The sequence below is a fragment of the Aureibaculum luteum genome (assembly GCF_003449015.1).
In the GTDB taxonomy this organism is placed as follows: domain Bacteria; phylum Bacteroidota; class Bacteroidia; order Flavobacteriales; family Flavobacteriaceae; genus Aureibaculum; species Aureibaculum luteum.
Genome location: NZ_QRGD01000004.1, coordinates 202345 through 221078, shown reverse-complemented (window position 1 = coordinate 221078; position 18734 = coordinate 202345). Strand labels below are relative to the sequence as shown.

Annotated in this window: 15 protein-coding genes; 14 read left to right on the top strand and 1 reads right to left on the bottom strand. The window is 28.5% G+C overall.

The genetic code is table 11. The features are described 5' to 3' along the window. Nucleotides 1-9 precede the first annotated feature (9 nt). The 3 genes from D3P13_RS11625 (at nucleotide 10) to D3P13_RS11610 (ending at nucleotide 6236) form a co-directional block, all read left to right on the top strand. Complete coding sequence (locus tag D3P13_RS11625; RefSeq protein WP_117882567.1) at nucleotides 10-984, top strand: Gfo/Idh/MocA family protein; 975 nt, start codon at nucleotides 10-12, stop codon at nucleotides 982-984. Between the two features lie 916 nt (nucleotides 985-1900). Continuing rightward, nucleotides 1901-2959 (top strand): glycosyltransferase family 4 protein, encoded by a 1059-nt coding sequence (locus tag D3P13_RS11620; RefSeq protein WP_117882565.1) that lies wholly within the window; start codon nucleotides 1901-1903, stop codon nucleotides 2957-2959. A 2221-nt stretch (nucleotides 2960-5180) separates the two neighbouring features. Next, on the top strand, nucleotides 5181-6236 hold the full coding sequence (locus D3P13_RS11610; protein ID WP_117882561.1) for a glycosyltransferase family 4 protein: 1056 nt from the start codon (nucleotides 5181-5183) through the stop codon (nucleotides 6234-6236). 61 nt (nucleotides 6237-6297) lie between these two features. Here D3P13_RS11610 and D3P13_RS11605 read toward each other — a convergent pair whose 3' ends face one another. Further along, the gene (locus D3P13_RS11605) at nucleotides 6298-7365 is read right to left on the bottom strand and encodes a glycosyltransferase (RefSeq protein ID WP_117882559.1); all 1068 of its coding nucleotides are present in this window, start codon (nucleotides 7363-7365) and stop codon (nucleotides 6298-6300) included. A 551-nt stretch (nucleotides 7366-7916) separates the two neighbouring features. Here D3P13_RS11605 and D3P13_RS11600 point away from each other — a divergent pair. The 11 genes from D3P13_RS11600 to D3P13_RS11550 all read left to right on the top strand — a co-directional run bounded on the left by D3P13_RS11600 (nucleotide 7917) and on the right by D3P13_RS11550 (nucleotide 18732). After that, on the top strand, nucleotides 7917-8747 hold the full coding sequence (locus D3P13_RS11600) for a hypothetical protein (protein WP_117882557.1): 831 nt from the start codon (nucleotides 7917-7919) through the stop codon (nucleotides 8745-8747). Beyond that, nucleotides 8747-9802 (top strand): glycosyltransferase family 4 protein, encoded by a 1056-nt coding sequence (locus tag D3P13_RS11595; protein WP_117882555.1) that lies wholly within the window; start codon nucleotides 8747-8749, stop codon nucleotides 9800-9802. The genes D3P13_RS11600 and D3P13_RS11595 overlap by 1 nt, the downstream gene beginning before the upstream one ends. A 25-nt stretch (nucleotides 9803-9827) precedes the next feature. Further along, complete coding sequence (gene rfbF, locus D3P13_RS11590; RefSeq protein WP_117882553.1) at nucleotides 9828-10610, top strand: glucose-1-phosphate cytidylyltransferase; 783 nt, start codon at nucleotides 9828-9830, stop codon at nucleotides 10608-10610. 3 nt (nucleotides 10611-10613) lie between these two features. Next, complete coding sequence (gene rfbG, locus D3P13_RS11585; protein WP_117882551.1) at nucleotides 10614-11711, top strand: CDP-glucose 4,6-dehydratase; 1098 nt, start codon at nucleotides 10614-10616, stop codon at nucleotides 11709-11711. Between the two features lies 1 nt (nucleotide 11712). Next, entirely contained in the window at nucleotides 11713-12249 is a 537-nt protein-coding gene (rfbC, locus tag D3P13_RS11580; protein WP_117882549.1) for a dTDP-4-dehydrorhamnose 3,5-epimerase, read from the top strand. Nucleotides 12250-12261: 12 nt separating this feature from the next. Beyond that, a complete protein-coding gene (locus tag D3P13_RS11575) occupies nucleotides 12262-13554 on the top strand; it encodes an NAD(P)H-dependent oxidoreductase (RefSeq protein WP_117882547.1) in 1293 nt (430 codons plus the stop codon). Between the two features lie 102 nt (nucleotides 13555-13656). Further along, entirely contained in the window at nucleotides 13657-14859 is a 1203-nt protein-coding gene (locus tag D3P13_RS11570; protein WP_157972901.1) for an O-antigen ligase family protein, read from the top strand. Beyond that, nucleotides 14852-16228, top strand: a complete 1377-nt coding sequence (locus D3P13_RS11565; protein WP_117882543.1) for a lipopolysaccharide biosynthesis protein — start codon at nucleotides 14852-14854, stop codon at nucleotides 16226-16228. The genes D3P13_RS11570 and D3P13_RS11565 overlap by 8 nt, the downstream gene beginning before the upstream one ends. Beyond that, on the top strand, nucleotides 16209-16901 hold the full coding sequence (locus D3P13_RS22385) for a xenobiotic acyltransferase family protein (protein WP_117882541.1): 693 nt from the start codon (nucleotides 16209-16211) through the stop codon (nucleotides 16899-16901). The genes D3P13_RS11565 and D3P13_RS22385 overlap by 20 nt, the downstream gene beginning before the upstream one ends. Next, entirely contained in the window at nucleotides 16894-17718 is an 825-nt protein-coding gene (locus D3P13_RS11555; RefSeq protein WP_117882539.1) for a sialate O-acetylesterase, read from the top strand. Before D3P13_RS22385 ends, D3P13_RS11555 begins: the two co-directional genes overlap by 8 nt. Nucleotides 17719-17724: 6 nt before the next feature. Then, a complete protein-coding gene (locus tag D3P13_RS11550) occupies nucleotides 17725-18732 on the top strand; it encodes a polysaccharide biosynthesis protein (RefSeq protein ID WP_117882537.1) in 1008 nt (335 codons plus the stop codon). Nucleotides 18733-18734 lie beyond the last annotated feature (2 nt).

Sequence of the window (18734 nt, the reverse complement as noted above, 5' to 3'; positions counted from 1 at the left end):
TCATAATTTATGAAAAACTTTGCACTAATAGGAGCTGCCGGTTATATAGCTCCAAGACATTTGAAAGCAATAAAAGACACCAACAATACCTTAATTGCAGCTTTAGATAAGTTTGACTCTGTTGGTATTATGGATAGTTATTTTCCAGATGCTGACTTTTTTGTTGAATTTGAAAGATTCGACAGACATATTGAAAAATTGAAAAGGCAAAAAGATATTCACTTAGATTATGTAAGTATTTGTACGCCAAATTATTTACATGATGCTCATATAAGAATGGCCTTAAGAAGGGATGCACACGCTATCTGTGAAAAGCCATTGGTTTTAAATCCTTGGAATATAGATGCCCTTGCAGATATAGAAAAAGCTACAAACAAGAAGGTTTACACTATCTTACAATTACGGTTACATGAAAATATAATAGCATTAAGAAATAAAGTGCTAAATGGACCAAAAGACAAAGTTTACGATGTTGATTTAACGTATTTAACCTCACGTGGCCATTGGTACTATACTTCATGGAAAGGAGACTCATCGAAATCTGGAGGTATAGCCTCTAATATTGGGGTACATTTTTATGATATGTTATCATGGATATTTGGTGAGGTTAAACGAAATGTCGTGCATTTACATACACATGATAGGGCTTCTGGCTATTTAGAGTTTGAAAAAGCAAGGGTTAGATGGTTTTTGTCAATAGATTATGATGTGATACCGCAAGAAATAAAAGATAAGGGGCAGCGAACTTATAGATCAATAACTGTAGATGGAGAGGAACTCGAATTTAGTGATGGGTTTACTGAACTACATACTAGAAGTTATAAAGATATACTTGCTGGTAATGGTTTTGGATTGTCTGATGCCAGGCAATCAATAGAAATTGTACAGCAAATAAGAAATGGAGAAATATCACCTTTGCAAGGAGACTATCATCCTTTTGCAAAAAAGGAAAATGCAAAACATCCTTTTAAAAATGGCAAATAAATAATTAAATATATATCCATCTTATTATGTTTCTAGGCTAACCGAAACCATATTATAAGTCTTGTTGCCGTATGTTTTCCTAATTTAGTGTTGCATGAGTAAAATGTAAATATAAAATTTTCAGTAGGTGAGTTAAAAAGATTATAAAGCTCCTTAAAGTAGTTTTATTGTATTGGAAATTGGTTATATGAATTATAAATTAGATAATAATATTACATTTTTTTTAGTATTTATTGAAATATTAGTTATTTAATGTTTTTCTGCGTATTACAGAAAAAAGAAATGGTTTATTAGAGCTGTTTCTACTATTTTATATCGATTTAACTAAATAATGAGATTATATTTGACATATATTTAAAGATTATTAGCATACAACTTATTAAATTCATAAAAAAAGAGGTTTTTTCCCTGTAATTATGAATTTTTTGCCCTTATTTTTGATAATTTTTTTGTTTTGAAAAAAAAGTGTTAAATTCGTTGTGTTATTTATTTTTATATGCTATGAAAAAGGATATTGAGATTACACCTAAAATATTTAAATAGTAATCTTCATATTAAGTTGCTTCACTTTTTTTAAATAACTTCAATACATTTATAAGACTATTTGTAAAGGGTAAATTTATTATATAGTCTTATCTATATAAGTGTATATATAAATTAAATAATTGTGTTATTTCTTTATTTGCTGTGAAAAGGAATTAAGGTTGGAATTTGTAAAACTTTAGCACAATAATCATTCTTTCTTTTTAGCAAAAAAATAAAGAAACCTATGTTTTCGACCCTTTAATTAAATTTATAAAAAGACTAAATTTAATTTGTGGCTTTTTTGTAATGAGTAACATCTTTATAAGAACATCTGATTTAACTATAAGGAATTTTATTATTCGCAATATTTTCCTAAACTCAAATATTTGTTATGAAAATAGTCTTAGTAACACCATTACTTGATTTAGGTGGGGGACAACGTTATGTTTCCGAAATGGCAAATTATTGGTCTTCAAAAGGTCATTCTGTAAGTATTATTGTTTTAAGAGGAGGCAAGCCATTTTATAGTATAAACAGCGATGTTAAAATTATTAAATTATGTTTATGCAAAGGAATTAGAATCAAAAAAGCTGTTGGTATAGTTAAATCTTTTATAAAACTAAGGAAAACAATTAAAGAAATTCAACCAGATTTTGTTTTAAGTATTTTAAGTTCAACGAACATTTTCACGTTAATTTCAACACGTTTTTTAAATGTGAGAGTATTTGTTAGAGATGCAATGAGTCCATTTAGAAAAAGAAGTAAAAAAGAGAGGTTTTTAAGAAAATTACTTTACAAAAAAGCTGATGGTGTAATATTATTGACAAAAATAGCAAAAGATTTTGTAGAAGCAGAAACTGGAGCTACCAATGTCAAGGTTATACATAACCCGGTATCCCATGTTAATAAATTTAATGATATTAAAAAAGAAAAAATTGTAATAACTGCTGGAAGATTAACATCGGTAAAAGCACAACACTTTATTTTAGAAGCTTGTGCAAAGATAAATAAGTCTGATTGGACATTTGTAATACTTGGAGAAGGTGAATTAAGAGAAAAGTTAAACAATCAGATAGAATCTCTTGGTATAAAAAATAGAGTATTAATGCCTGGGGCAGTTAAAAATTTAGATTTGTGGTTAAATAAATCGATGATTTTCGTATCAACATCTATCTCAGAGGCATGGGGGAATGCTATTTGTGAAGCTATGGCTGTTGGATTGCCAGTGGTGAGTTTTGATTGTGATGTTGGTCCTAGAGAAATGATTGATGATGGTGAGAATGGATTTTTAGTACCTGTGGGAGATGTTGACCTATTTACAAAGAAAATAGTATTATTGATGAATGATAAAAACCTACGGAACAAGTTTTCCGTAAACACAGAAGAAATACAACGAAAATTCTCAATAGATGCAATATCTAAGGAAGTTCTTGAATTTTGCTCCAATTGATGTTTCTTTTATCTTTAACCTAAATATTAATAATTGTCTCTTTTATTAGTTTCTCTTTCCTTTTTCTATATTTTCTTAATTTTTTTTCACCTTTATATTTCTTTACTGGATATAGGTTATGTTTAGATAAATCTTCAATCATAATATTTATCTCTGAAAGAGTAAAGTCTGAAGTCAATAGTCGTTTAGAAATATTAAAAATCATTTCTTGTTGTTTACTTTCAATAATTTTAGTTCCAATATTTTTTTTCTATATGCTTCAATAAAAAAAGAAATATTTTTTGTCATGAAAATGAAATCTATTATTGATTTTCGATATGCTTTAGATTCATTATTAGTCCATATTGATCAAGGATATATCCATAACTATAGGCATCTAAAGGATAAAGGGCATTTTTTTTCTTTAGGGAATATTTCTGCATTGAAAGTTATATCTTACATTACCTTCTTCTCTATAAATCCTATTTGTGAAGAAGTTACATACTCTTTTCTGTATAAATTCGTATAACAACTAACCTTTAAATTTACTATTGAAATATATTCTTTACCGTTAATAATTGGAATTTCTGAAATTTTAATTTTATTTTAGTTTTGACAGTTTTGGACTACTTTTTATGCTTTTATTCAAATTATAATTTTAATAAATAATGATTAATTATACATACACCACCAACCAATAGGTTTGTAATGCTTTATTTTTAAGTACTAGGAAAAATTAATTCTGATAACAAAATTATGACCTTTTCCATATTTGGTTTATATTATTTTACGATATTTATACAATCCATATACTTAGATGTAATCTGGTATAACTAAAGACAGTATATTACAGGTTGTAAAATATTCTTTACGATTTTCTTGTTATTATATAAACCTTTTACTATGCCATTACACCCTTAAAATTAATCACTGTATTTACTACCAAGGCTTTTATTGCATTGCTATACTTTTGTTCTTAATTATGATACAATATAAAGTTATATTGTAAGCTTGCGAAATGGCCTACGTCAGTTTCGTTTTTTTATTAATTTCGATAAAAATTTTAAAAGTGTGATTTCTATGTTAGGATTTTTGGCTAATTTTTTTCTTTGAAAATATGATATTAACAAAAGCGAAAATTTTAATGAACAGAAGTTTACTCGCAAAGGGCTAGACAGTCTATTTAAATAGTACAAAAAATAAGAAATGGTGAATTTTCTCTATTACAAGGAGATTATGATCCATTTGCAACAAATGAAATCTCAAAACATCCTTTTGAAAATGGCATGTAAATAATTGAATATATAACCTTCTTATTATGTTTCTAGGCTAACCGAAATCATATTATAAGTCTTGTTGCCGTATGTTTTCCTAAATTAGTGTTGCATGAGTAAAATGAAAATAAAAAATTTTCGGTAGGTGAAGTAAAAGATTAAAAAGCTCCTTAACGTAGTTTTATTGTATTGGAAATTGGTTATATGAATTATAAATTGCTTTGTAATATTATTATCCAAATTTTAAATTAGATAATGCTTACATTTTTTTTTAGTATTTATTGAATTATTAGTTATTTAATGTTTTTTTTGCATATTACAAAAAAAGAAGTGGTTAATTATAGCTGTTTCTACTATTTTATTTCGATTTAACTAAATAATGAGTTTATATTTGATATATATTTATAGATTATTAGCATACAACTTATTAAATTCATAAAAAAAGGGGTTTTTCCCCCTATAATTATGGGTTTTTCCCCCTATTTTTGATATTTTTTTTGTTTTGAAAAAAAAAATGTTAAATTCGTTGTGTTATTTATTTTTATATGCTATGAAAAAGGATATTGAGATTACACCTAATAGAACTTAAATAGTAATCTTGATATTAAGTTGCTTCACTACTTTTAAATAACTTCAATACATTTTTAAGACTAATTGTAAGGGGTAAATTTATTATATAGACTTATCTATATAAGTGTATATATAAAATTAAATAATTGTGTTATTTCTTTATTTGCTGTGAAAAGTAATTAAGGTTGGAATTTGTAAAACTTTAGCACAATCATCATCCTTGCTTTTTAGCAAAAAAATAAAGAAACCTATGTTTTCGACCCTTTAATTAAATTTATAAAAAGAATAAATTTAATTAGTGGCTTTTTTGTAATGAGTAACATCTTGATAAGAACATCTGATTTAACTATTATGGAATTTTATTATTCGCAATATTTTCCTAAACTCAAATATTTGTTATGAAAATAGTCTTAGTAACACCCTTACTCGATTTAGGAGGCGGGCAACGTTATATTACCGCCTTAGCTAACTATTGGTCATCGCAAGGTCACTTTGTAAACATAATTGTATTAAGAAAAGGAAAAAGTTTTTATACTATAAATTCAGAAGTAGTCGTAACTGAATTAAATTTAATCGGAGAACGAGGAATAAAAAAAGTTATAAGTGCATTAAAGACATCGATAAAACTTAGAAAAAAAATCCAATCGATTAAACCTGATTTTGTACTGAGTATCTTAAGCTCCACCAATGTTTTAACTATTTTAGCAACGCGATTTTTAAAAATCAGGGTTATTGTGGAGGATGTGATGAGTCCCTTAAGGTCGAGAAGTAAAGTTGAAAACCGATGCCGTAATTTTTTTTATAAAAAGGCTACAGGTGTTATTGCATTGACTGATTTTGCAAAAGGAATTATTCAACATGAAACGGGTTGTAAAAATATAATTACAATACCGAACCCCGTTTTTGACTTAAAAACCGATGAAACTATTAAAAAAGAAAAAATTGTTTTAAATGTTGGTAGGCTAAATTGTGCAAAAGGGCAAAAGTATTTTATAGAAGCGTGTAAAAAAATTAATAGACCTGATTGGAAATTTGTTATTCTTGGTGAAGGTGAATTGCGTAAAGATTTGGAACAGCAAATTAATAATTTGGGCATAAACAATCTTGTTACATTAAATGGAGCTGAAAAAGATGTTGGTAAGTGGTTGTCAAAATCTTCTATATTTGCATTTCCTTCTATTTCAGAAGCATGGGGTCTTGCATTAATGGAGGCAATGGCAGCAGGAATGCCATGTGTTAGTTTTGATTGTATAACAGGGCCTGCAGAAATGATTGAAGATGGTGAAAATGGCTTTTTAGTCCCAGTTGGGGATATGAATCTTTTTATAGATAAAATAAAACTATTAATGGATAATAAAGAATTAAGAAATAATTTTTCTATAAATGCAAAAAAGATAAAAAATAAATATTCCATTGAAAAAATATCAAATGACATATTGGAATTTTGCGTATAGCAAGATTTATTTTATAAACTCTTTTAATTAATAAATTGTGGAGAAAATTGTCATTTTGCAATTAAAAATTCACAATTGTATTTTTTATATGTTTTTCTTTATTACGTTGGTATTTTTTTATAACAAAATAATCAATAGGTCTTTTAAATATTCTATAAATAAAAACGGATAATAGAAACAAATATTTTCTATTAAAGACAAAGGTTTCTAATTTCCTGTAAAATTCTTTTCCCTTAAAGGGGTGAATAGGATATAAGTTATTTTGGCTAAGCTCTTTAATTTTATTGTTTATTTCAGATATTTTAAAATCAGACGTTAACAGGCGTTTAGAGATATTGAAAAGCATGTTTTGCTGTTTGGTTTCAATAATAGATGTACCAATATTATTTTTTTTATATTCCGAAATAAAATGATTGAATTTTATAGTCATAAAGATAAAATCTTCAATTGATTTTCTTAAGGCTTTCGATTCTTTATTTGTCCAAATCGAATTTGGATTTATGACATATCGATAGGCATCCAATGGGAAGTAAGCAATTTTATTTGATTTAGGAAAAACTTCAGCGTTAAAGGTCATGTCCTCCATAACTTTACCTTCTATAAACCTAATTTTAGTATTTATTAGAAATTGTCTTTTATATAAGTTGGTGCAAGTACTATCATTTAAATCAATTAAGGCTGCATATTCTTTGCCACTATATATAGATATTTGCTGTTTTGAGTTTTTTTTACCTAGAAAAGTTTTATTTAAGGTTCTTGATTCCGTTCTTACCATCTTAAATTCAAGAATATCTAAATCGTATTTTTCTGCTATTGATAAAAGTATATTGGCGGTATCTGAAATAATATAATCATCTGAATCAATAAACCAAATGTAATCTCCTTTGGCTAAATCAATACCCCTATTTCGAGTAGCACTTACACCTTTGTTTTCTTGGTGATAAACCACCATATTACTATACTCTTTAGCAATCTTTCTTGCTTTTAATATACCATTGTCACTAGAACCATCATCAATTACAATTACTTCATAATCGTTTAAAATCATTGATTGGTTATGGATACTAGAGAGACACTGCTCAATATATTTTTCAGCATTATACAAAGGTATAATAAAGCTTAATTTCATTTTCTGATATTATGATTAAGCTAAATTAGTAATAATATCAATTTGTTTAATCGTTTTTTAATTTTAATTATAAACAGCTAAATAGTATTATATACTTCAAATCTATTATTAATAGATTTGTAACGACTTAATCTTTTTAAGTTTTATGAATGGACACAAATAAGTAACTTAATTGTTGTTTCGTAATTTTTTTTTATGAATGTGAGTTAATATACCCTATAAGTGTTCGCATTAAATTATTTTCAATTTCAGTTTTTCTATTGAAAATTAGTAGTTTGCTTTACGTGTTTAAAATTTCAACAATAACTCTAGGCTCATAATTTTGTTTTACATATTTGTCTGGCCATGAAAATTCTAATGTCTTTAATCAAGCATTAATATTTGTAATTATAATTAAATATTATTTTGAACGTTAACTTAGTTGACATTCTTTATCTTTGAACTCTTTTTAGAAAAGAAATTGTATCAAATTTTAAGTAGTTTAGTCATTAAATATTGTGACTGACAATGGCGAAGCCATAAAAATAAGTAAAGCTTTAAAAAAATAATTTATGATTTCCCTTATTGTATGTTCTTATGATGGTTATTCAGATTGTTGGGATCCTTTTTTTACTTTATTGAAAAAATATTTTCCAGAAGCTGAAAATTTTGATATAATATTAAGTACGACAACAAAACCTTACCAATTTGATGGTTTAAATATTAGAACAATTGCTCATGGGGTAAATGCTCCTTGGGGACAAAGATTAAAAAACAGTATAAAGGAAGCAAAGTATGATGTAATCTTACCTATATCTGAAGATTATTTTTTAAGATCTAAAGTTAATTTTGAAAAATTTCAATATTTCGTAAGTTTAATGTATAAGCATAAGGAGATTGATCATATAAGATTGTTACGTTATAGGGTTTATTGGATAGAAAAAGCTTCAAATATTGACGGGCTAGCAAAAATTGCTCCTCTTTGCAAACATAGATTTTTGTTAATTCCTGGATTATGGAAAAAGCAAATTTTAGACAAATATTTAAAGAATTATGAGAATGTATTTATGTCGGAAAAAATAAGTGGTTACCGATCTTGGATAAGAAAGGATGGTTTTTATAGTATTGATTTGACGTATGTTGAAAAGCATGGGCACATCTATGATACATGGAATAGTGGTTATGTTTTTAAAGGTAAATGGGTGCCTTGGGGTATTAAATTTTTAAATCAAGAAAATTTAAAAATTGATTATTCCAAAAGAGGTATCCTCGATGAAAAGGAAATGGAAAAGACTAGGTGGGTTTCAAAATTAGCAATTTTAAAAAGTCCGGTATCATCTTTTAAATCATTTTCAAGTGTATTTATGTTATTTTTTAAATCATTATTTGTAAAAATAAGATAATGAAAATTATTTTAGTAACTCCCTTATTAGATCATGGTGGCGGTCAAAGATACATTACAGAATTGGCTAATTATTGGTCATCGTGTAATCATGAAGTAAGAATCATATTACTTCGGTCAGGAGAACCATTTTATTCAATTTCTAAAAATGTAAAAATAGAAGCATTAGGATATTCAAGTAAAAATAGAATTTCAAGATGTATAACAGGTATTAAAACTTTTTTAAAATTACGGAATGCTATAAGACAATCAAATCCTGATTTTGTTATTAGTATATTAAGTACCACCAATATATTAACGTTATTGGCCACTTCAGGTTTAGGGATTAAGATTTTTATCAGAGATGCCATGAGTCCTTTTAGGAAAAGAAATAAATTTGAAAGAATTTTAAGGAAATTATTGTATAAAAAAGCAGCAGGCGTTATTACTATGACCCAAATTGCTAAAGATATAATTCAAAAGGAAACTGGAGTGAAAAACATAAGAATAATACCTAATCCTGTTCGAATTATAAAAGATGACCATCAAAAAAAAGAAAAAATAATACTTAATGTAGGTAGATTAATACCAGCAAAAGGACAATTTTTTCTGTTGGAGGCCTGTAGATTGATAAATAATAAAGATTGGAAATTTGTAATTTTAGGAGAAGGTAATTTAAGAAAAAAATTAGAAGAACAAATTAATGATTTAAATATTAAAGGTCAGGTACTATTACCAGGAGTGGAAAAAAATATTGATAAATGGCTAAATAAATCATCTATTTTTGTTTTGCCATCAATTTCAGAAGGGTTTCCAAATGCCTTACTCGAAGCTATGTCAGCAGGATTGCCTGTTGTTAGTTTTGATTGCAAAGTTGGGCCAAGTGACATTATTGACGATGGCGAAAATGGATATTTAGTACCCGAAGGGAATGTCCATCTTTTAGCTGAAAAAATAGCTTTTTTAATGGAAAATGCAACATTAAGAAATAGTATAGCTGAAAAAGCAAAATTAGATTCAAAAAAATATGAAATAGGAATTATTTCAGAAAAAATATTAGATTTTTGCACAAATTAAAAATTAAAAATTAAAAAAAAGAAAAATGAAAACAGTAATTTTAGCCGGTGGTTTCGGGACACGATTGAGTGAAGAGACTGGAATCAGACCCAAACCTTTAGTAGAAATTGGAGGTAAACCCATATTGTGGCATATTATGAAAATGTATGCTTCTTATGGACATAATGATTTTATAATATGTTGTGGTTATAAGGGGCATATGATAAAAGAATTCTTCTCAAGTTATTATTTACATTCTTCTGATGTTATTTTTGATTTGAAAAATAATGAAACTAAAATAATTAATAATAGTATAGAACCTTGGAAGGTTACTTTGATAGATACAGGTGAAAATACAATGACTGGTGGTCGAATTAAAAGGGTAAAGGAGTATATAGGTAATGAGCCCTTCTTTTTAACTTATGGTGATGGTGTTAGTGATGTTAATTTTAATGATTTATTAAAATTTCATAATGAACAAAACAGTTTAGCAACACTGACTGCCGTGCAACAACCAGGAAGATATGGAGCTTTTAATTTAGAGCAAGATAATAATAAAATCGATAATTTTAGAGAAAAGCCAAAAGGAGGAACTCGTGAAACAGCATGGATAAATGGTGGTTTTTTTGTTTTAGAACCGCAAATTTTTGATTATATTGAGGGGGATGCAACTGTTTGGGAAAGAGAACCCATGGAAAAATTAGCTAAAGAAAGTCACTTATCTGCTTTTAAACATGAAGGTTATTGGCAGAGCATGGATTCTTTAAGAGATAAAACTGTTTTAGAAGAAATTTGGAATGAAGGTTCTCCAGCTTGGAAAAATTGGTAACATATGAATTTAGATTTTCAAAATACTTACAGAGGAAAAAAGGTATTGGTCACTGGTAATACTGGCTTTAAAGGCAGTTGGTTGTCTCAATGGCTATTGTTGTTGAATGCTGAAGTTTTTGGATATGCATTAGAGCCTCCAACAACTCCATCGCTTTTTAACCAGTTACAATTAAATAAACATAGTAACCATAATAGAAATGATGTTAGAGACTTAGAGTCACTAAAAAAATGTATTAAGGAAATTAAACCTGATATAATCTTTCATTTGGCTGCTCAGTCCTTGGTTCGTGAATCATATGACAACCCTATTGAAACGTTAGAAACAAATATTAATGGTACAGCAAATGTTTTAGAAGCAGTTAGACAATTAGGATTATCAACAAACATTGTTGTTATTACTTCTGATAAATGCTATGAAAATAAAGAATGGATCCATGGTTACAGAGAAAATGACCCTATGGGCGGTTATGATCCATACTCTATGAGTAAAGGGGCTGCTGAGTTGGTAGTTTCTTCATGGAGAAGATCTTTTTTTAATATAAATGATTATAATAATCATGGTGTAAAAGTTGCTTCAGCTAGAGCAGGAAATGTTATTGGCGGTGGCGATTGGGCTGATGATAGAATTGTACCAGACTGTATGCGTTCATTGCAAAAAAATGAAGAGATATTTGTTAGAAATCCATTAGCTACGAGACCTTGGCAACATGTGTTAGAATCTCTAGGAGGCTATTTAGTATTAGGTAATAGATTATTAAATCTTGATGATAAAGATTTAGATACCTATTGCTCTGGATTTAATTTTGGACCATTATCGGCTTCTAATAAAACAGTAGAAGTATTGGTAAAAGAAATTTTAGAGAATTGGGGTAGGGGATCTTGGACATATAAAAAGGAAGATGCTCGACATGAGGCATTTTTATTAAATTTAAGTATTGACAAAGCCTACCACTTACTAAATTGGCAACCGGTCTGGAATTTTAAAACTACTGTAAAAAACACAGCGGAATGGTATAAAAATACCTTTGAAAACCAAGATCAAATAGTAAATATTACTGAAAAGCAAATAACAGAATATTCTAAATCTTTGAAATTTTAAGTTGGAAAAAATTATAACTACCATACCAGGATGTTTTGAGTTAGTGCCAAAGGTTTTTAAAGATAGCCGGGGTAAACTAGTTAAAACCTTTCATGAGGATACTTTTAAAAATCTTAATCTCGAAACAAATTTCCCAGAAGAATATTATTCTACTTCAGGTAAAAATGTGATAAGAGGCCTTCATTTTCAGGAGCCACCCTACGACCATGTAAAATGTGTTACATGTTTAACGGGAAAAATATTTGATGTGGTAGTTGATTTACGAAAAAACTCTCCTACATATAAAAAACACTTTAGTATTATATTAGATTCCAATCTCGGAAATCTATTATATATACCTAGGGGCATGGCACATGGCTTTTATGTTATTGGAGATGGTGCACTATTTTTAAATAGAACCACAACAATGTATAATGGAGAAAGTGAAGGAGGCATAAAGTGGGATAGTTGTGGTATAGATTGGCCAAACATAAATCCAATAGTCTCTGATAAAGATCAGCAGTTAATTGCGTTAGAAAATTATAAAAGTCCTTTTTAAAATAAGTTATAAATGATAATTGTAGATAACAAATTAAACGAACGAGAATTAGCCAATAATCCAATAAAAGTAGGAATTGTAGGAGCAGGAGAAATGGCCAAAGGATTAATTAATCAGATAACAAGACATACGGCAGGTATGAAAGTTATTGCTACTTTTAATAGAAGTGTTGAAAGACCTATTAATGCTTATAAAGTATCAGGAATTATTGATTATGAGATTGTTGAAACCTCAGAAGAATTCAAAAAGGCAATCGAATCTGACACTGCAATTATTACTCAAAATCTGAATTTATTAATTAAGTCAAAGGATATTGATATAATAGTAGATATGACAGGATCTATTGAGTTTTCTGCGAAGTTGACTTTAGATTGTATTAAAAATGGGAAAGATATTTTATCCTTTAACGCAGAACTAGATGCTACATTGGGCCCTATTTTAAAATATAAAGCGGATAAAGCAGGTGTTAAATATAGTGTTGCAGAAGGTGATCAACCAGGTGTTACCTTAAATTTATTTCGTTTTGTTAAGCAAATGGGATTTAAACCTTTGGTTTGTGGTAATATAAAGGGCATGCTCGATGAGTACAGAACACCAAGTACACAAAAGGCATTTGCGGAAAGTTGGGGGATGTCTCCAGTTATGGCAACCAATTTTGCTGATGGTACTAAAGTTTCCTGTGAACAAGCTTGTATTGCAAATGCAACTGGAATGAAGGTTGCTAAACGAGGCATGCTGGGGTATGAATCTAAGGATCATATTGATAATCTTACTGATATTTATGATGTAAAAAAACTTGAGGAACTTGGTGGTGTTGTTGATTTTATTGTTGGAGCAAAACCGGGCCCAGGTGTATTCGTTTATGCTACTTCAGATGACCCTTTGTCTATTAAATATTTGGACTATGGAAAATTAGGTAAAGGACCATTATATAGTTTTTACATTCCTTATCATTTGTTGTTTTTCGAAATACCAATTTCAATTGCTAGAATGGTAGATTTTAATGATACGATAGTTGCGGCTATAGGCGGACCAGTTGTTGATGTTATTACAATTGCCAAAACCGATTTAAAGAAAGGAGATAAAGTCGATGAAATTGGAGGCTATAAAACGTATGGAGTTTGTGAAAATTCTGATGTTTCAAGAAAAGAAAATTTATTACCGATGGGATTGGCTGAAGGTTGCCATGTTCTAAATGATATTCCTAAAGATCAGGCATTGACATTTGGTGATGTAGAATTACCTTTAAATAGGTTATGTGACGAGTTATGGAACGAACAAGAAGAAATATTTAATAAGAAATAATTGAGCCGTTACTATACCATACCAAATAAGTTCAACAGGTTCATCATTTTAATTTTGATGTTCTCTCCCTTTCTTGCATATGTCTCATTGGGAATTGTAAAGATGGACTTTAATTCAACGCTTACGGTCTTAACTTACATTGGAGTCTTTTTAATTTTGATTTATGGAAATAAATCTAACCCGATTAAATTCCCCACTTATTTATTATTCTATTTGCTGTTTATTTTATATGTATATCATTCAGCTTTTTACCAATTAAATAGGGAGTTTAAAATAGCATACCTTTATAAAAATGCATTAATAGGTGCTTTTAATCTGTTATTTATTATTGAAAATCTTTCCATAAATAAGAAATATTTCGAATATCTTTTCAAAATAAGTAAAAAAATCATAATTCTAGCTGTAATTACTATACTAATTCAACAAGCGTATAGTGCAAATTTCTTTTTGAGAGAAGACATGGTTGATGAAAATACCTCTGGGACTAGTAATGTTGAGCGTTTACATTCAATCTATTCTTGGGTAGGATCCCTTACAAATGGTTTGGGTTTTGTTCCTATTTTTTTATTGGTTGTTGAAGATTTAAATAAAAGGAAGCATAGTAAAAGAGTTTTATTATGGATTTTATTGGGAGTTGTTTATTCCTTGCTTACAAAATCTAGATGGATAATGGTAAACACATTGATGGTTTTTATTGTAGTTTTAATTACACATCATGATAAATTTAATGAATTTTTGAAGTATTTATTTGTCATACCCTTTATTTTAATAATATCCTATTTTACCTTAAATGCAATAGGTGTTAATGCAGAGGGTATAGTAAACGAAAGAGTTTTAGAAAAAGGAAAAAGTAAAGTTAGCGAAAAATCTGCGGGTACTAGATTATTAGCCATTCAGGTATTTAATAAACTATACTGGAAAAATGCAGTCTTTGGCAAGGGAGATATCAAATATGGAATGGGAGGTACGGGAAGACAAGATTACGAATTACGAAATGCGTTGGCCAGGAAATCTTCTCAATTACATGTTGGATATTTATCATTATTTTATATGTATGGTTTCGTAGGAGGAATTCTTTTTTTGAGTTTTTTATTTTTTTTTCTAAGGAAAATGTATCGAAATGCAAAAAATACTGCACATTGGGCACCCTTTATTGCGATTTTAGGTTTTGCTGTTGCCAATCTTACTTTAGTAACATTTTCTTTACTTGAATTAGGGCTACTATTTGCAGTACTTGCCGATAAATATTTTGTAGAACAAAAAAAATCAAATTTGATGTTAAAAAAAGTAAAAAAGCATGTTTAATAAATATTTGGGTTATGTGAGTTCTTTTTTTAAAGGACATGAAAGGTCTGTAAAAGCAAAAAAAAATATTGTAGCTTCATTTGCTATTAAGGGCCTTAGTATAATTGTTGGTTTTTTAATGATAAGAATTACATTACAATATTTAGATAAAACTACTTACGGAATATGGCTTACCTTAACCTCATTTCTGGGTTGGTTTGCTTTTTTTGAAATCGGTTTGGGTAGTGGTTTAAAGAATAAGTTAGCAGAAGCTCTTGCGAATAAAGATTATGTACTTGCAAGAATATATATAAGTACTACTTATGCTATTTTGAGTATTGTAATTGGGGTGGTGGCAGTTCTTTTTTTAATAGGGAATTTTTTCATTGATTGGAACTATATTTTAAATACTGATGAGATATTAGCTGAGGAATTAACTTCCCTGACTTTTATTATATTTAGCTTTTTCTTTCTTTCGTTTGTCTTAAGCCTAATTAAAACAGTATTAGCTGCAGACCAAAGACCCGCAATTGCTTATGCCTTGGGACCAATTGGAAATGTTATCATGCTAATTATTATCTATGTTTTAACTAGAACTACGGAAGGATCATTAATTTATTTAGGTTGGGTTTTAAGTGCTGTTCCTGTCACTGTAATTATTGTTGCAACTATTTATTTTTATCAAAATGATTATAAAAAAATGGCACCTTCTATAAAATTCGTTAAATTTAAATACGCCAAAGACCTTTTAAATCTTGGATTTAAATTTTTTTTAATTCAGATGTCAGCATTAGTAATGTTTCAGTCATCAAATTTTATTATTACACAGTTTTATGGACCGGCGGAAGTAACACCTTTTCAAATAGCTTATAAATTATTTTCGGTGATAACAATGATTTTTACTATTATCGTCGCACCATTTTGGGTTGCTTATACTGATGCATGGGTAACTAAAGATATCGATTGGATAAAAAGATCTACAAAAAACTTACTATATGTCTGGTTGGGTTTATTTGTAATGGGTATATTTTTATTTCTAATATCGGATAAATTTTTTGAATTTTGGTTGAGTAAAAAAGAAATGGAAGGCATTATAATTACTACAAGATTAAAAGTAGCCCTTTTAATATATTTTTTACTATTTACTTTTGGAGGAATTTTCAATATGTTTATTAATGGAGTTGGGAAATTATCTATTCAAATGTATTCGTTGTTAATAGGTTCACTTATATTTATACCGGTAGCCATCTTTTTAATAAAATATTTACATTGGGGTATTGAAAGTGTGGTCGTAGCTTCAATTATTGCTAATTTTTACTCACCGTTTATTGCACCGATACAGTATAAAAAATTAATTAACAATAAGGCATATGGCATTTGGAATAAATAAGAAGAATATTTTAATACTTCTACAGCCTAAATTAATTTATGCTTATTATAAAAGGTATAAGCAATTAAAAAAATATAAAAATAGAAACCTTAGATTGGGGTTATACGTAATTATTAATAATTCTAAAATTGGTAAAAACGTACTTCTAAGCAATGATGTATCACTTAGTAATTCAACAATTGACGATCATAGTTATGTAAATGCAAAAACGCATGTTGGACATACAGTTATTGGAAAATTCTGTTCTATTGCATCCAATGTTCAATTTGGTTTAGGTAAGCATCCAACTAACTTAGTTTCTACACACCCCGCATTTTATGCTAATAATAAAGGTTTCAAAACATTCTCTGATAAAGATCTTTTTAAAGAGTATGATGAAATTATATTGAAAAATGACGTTTGGATAGGAAATGATTGCATAATTATGAGTGGCGTTACTATTGGGAATGGAGCTATTGTAGCTGCAGGATCTGTTGTTACTAAAGATGTTAAACCCTATGAAGTTGTTGGAGGGGTTCCTGCAAAGCATATTAAATTTAGAATTGAAGAACGTTTTATAGACCAAATTCAAAAAACAAAATGGTGGGATAAAGAAGAGGAATGGTTAGAACGAAATTATAAAAACTTTTTAAATCTAGAAGAATTCTTAAAGAATATTGAGAAAAATGAGTAACATATTGGTTGTTGTAATTATTGCGTCAATATTTTTTTTCTTGATCATATTTTTTCTTGTTAAAAAACAAGAAAAAAAAAGAGTAGTTGAGTACACAGCGGAAATAATTAATAAATTTAAAAACAATAAAAAAGGTTTGGTTGTTTTAATTTTAGGGCAATCAAATGCCGCTAATTATGGAGCTAAGGTTTTTACATCAAATAAAAATGTCTATTCTTTTAATAATAATAGTGTTTCTTTAGCAAAAGATCCTATAAGGGGAGCTTCAGGTAATAAAGGTAGTGTTTGGATCCCTTGTTCTGCAAATTTAATACGAAACAAAGTATTTGATCATATCTTATTAGTAAACATAGCTGAGGGAAGTTCAACGGTCTCTGATTGGAATGTTGAAGGTAAATATCATAAAAAACTAATAAATACGTTAAATCAACTTAAAGCTAATAATATTTCACCAAATTATATTTTATGGCAACAAGGAGAAGAAGATAATTTGATAGAAACTTCTTTGATGGATTATAAGCTAAGGTTAAATGAGTTAATAAATAGAATAAACAGCTTCGTAAAAGATGTACCCATGATATTATCTATAACTTCATATAGTCCCACCGCTAAAACACCGATAGGTAATGAAATAAGAAAAGCTCAAATGGCAATTGCAACTGAAATTCCAAATGTATTTATCGGTCCTGATACCGATAAGTATATAAGTAAAGAGTATAGGTACGATGGTATTCATTTATCAGAAAAAGCTATGATTATCGTAGCTGAGGATTGGAGTAATATAATAATGGAATTAAATAACAGAAATCAAAATTAAATATTAATGTTCAAAGACAAAACACTTTTAATAACAGGCGGAACTGGTTCATTTGGTCAAGCAGTACTAAATAGATTCCTCAAAGACAAAGTTTTTAAAGAAATTAGAATTTTTAGTAGAGATGAAAAAAAGCAAGATGATTTAAGAAAAATATTAAATGATAATTCTGTAAAATTTTATATTGGTGATGTAAGAGATCTAAGATCTGTTGACAATGTCGTTTCTGGGGTTGACTATATTTTTCATGCTGCAGCTTTAAAGCAAGTGCCATCGTGTGAGTTTTTTCCAATGGAAGCAGTAAAAACAAATGTTTTAGGTACAGAAAATGTATTAGATTCTGCAATTAGGCATGGTGTTGAAAGAGTGGTAGTTTTAAGTACTGACAAAGCTGTATATCCAATCAATGCCATGGGTATTACTAAAGCACTCATGGAAAAAGTAATGGTTGCAAAATCTAGAAATGCAAAGAATACAGTTTTATGTGGTACGCGTTATGGCAATGTAATGGCGAGTAGAGGTTCAGTAATTCCTTTATTTGTTAATCAATTAAAAAAAGGTGAAAATTTAACCATTACAGATCCAAATATGACTCGCTTTATGATGACTTTAGATGATGCGGTTGATTTGGTGTTATTTGCATTTGAACATGGAAATCAAGGAGATATATTTGTCCAAAAATCTCCAGCCTCAACAATTGAAGATTTAGCCAGAGCTTTAATTAATCTATATAAATCAAAGAGTGATATTACAATTATTGGAACAAGACATGGTGAAAAATTATATGAATCTTTAGTAAATAGAGAAGAAATGGTCAAAGCAGAAGATATGAAAGACTATTTTAGAATCCCTGCTGATAATAGAGATTTAAATTATAACCAGTTTTTCTCTGAAGGGCAAACTGATATGAGTATTGTTGAGGAATACCATTCTCATAACACCGATAGACTTGATGTTAAAGGTACTGAGAAGTTATTATTAAAATTAGAAGAAATTAGAAAGGATTTAGATAATTAAAT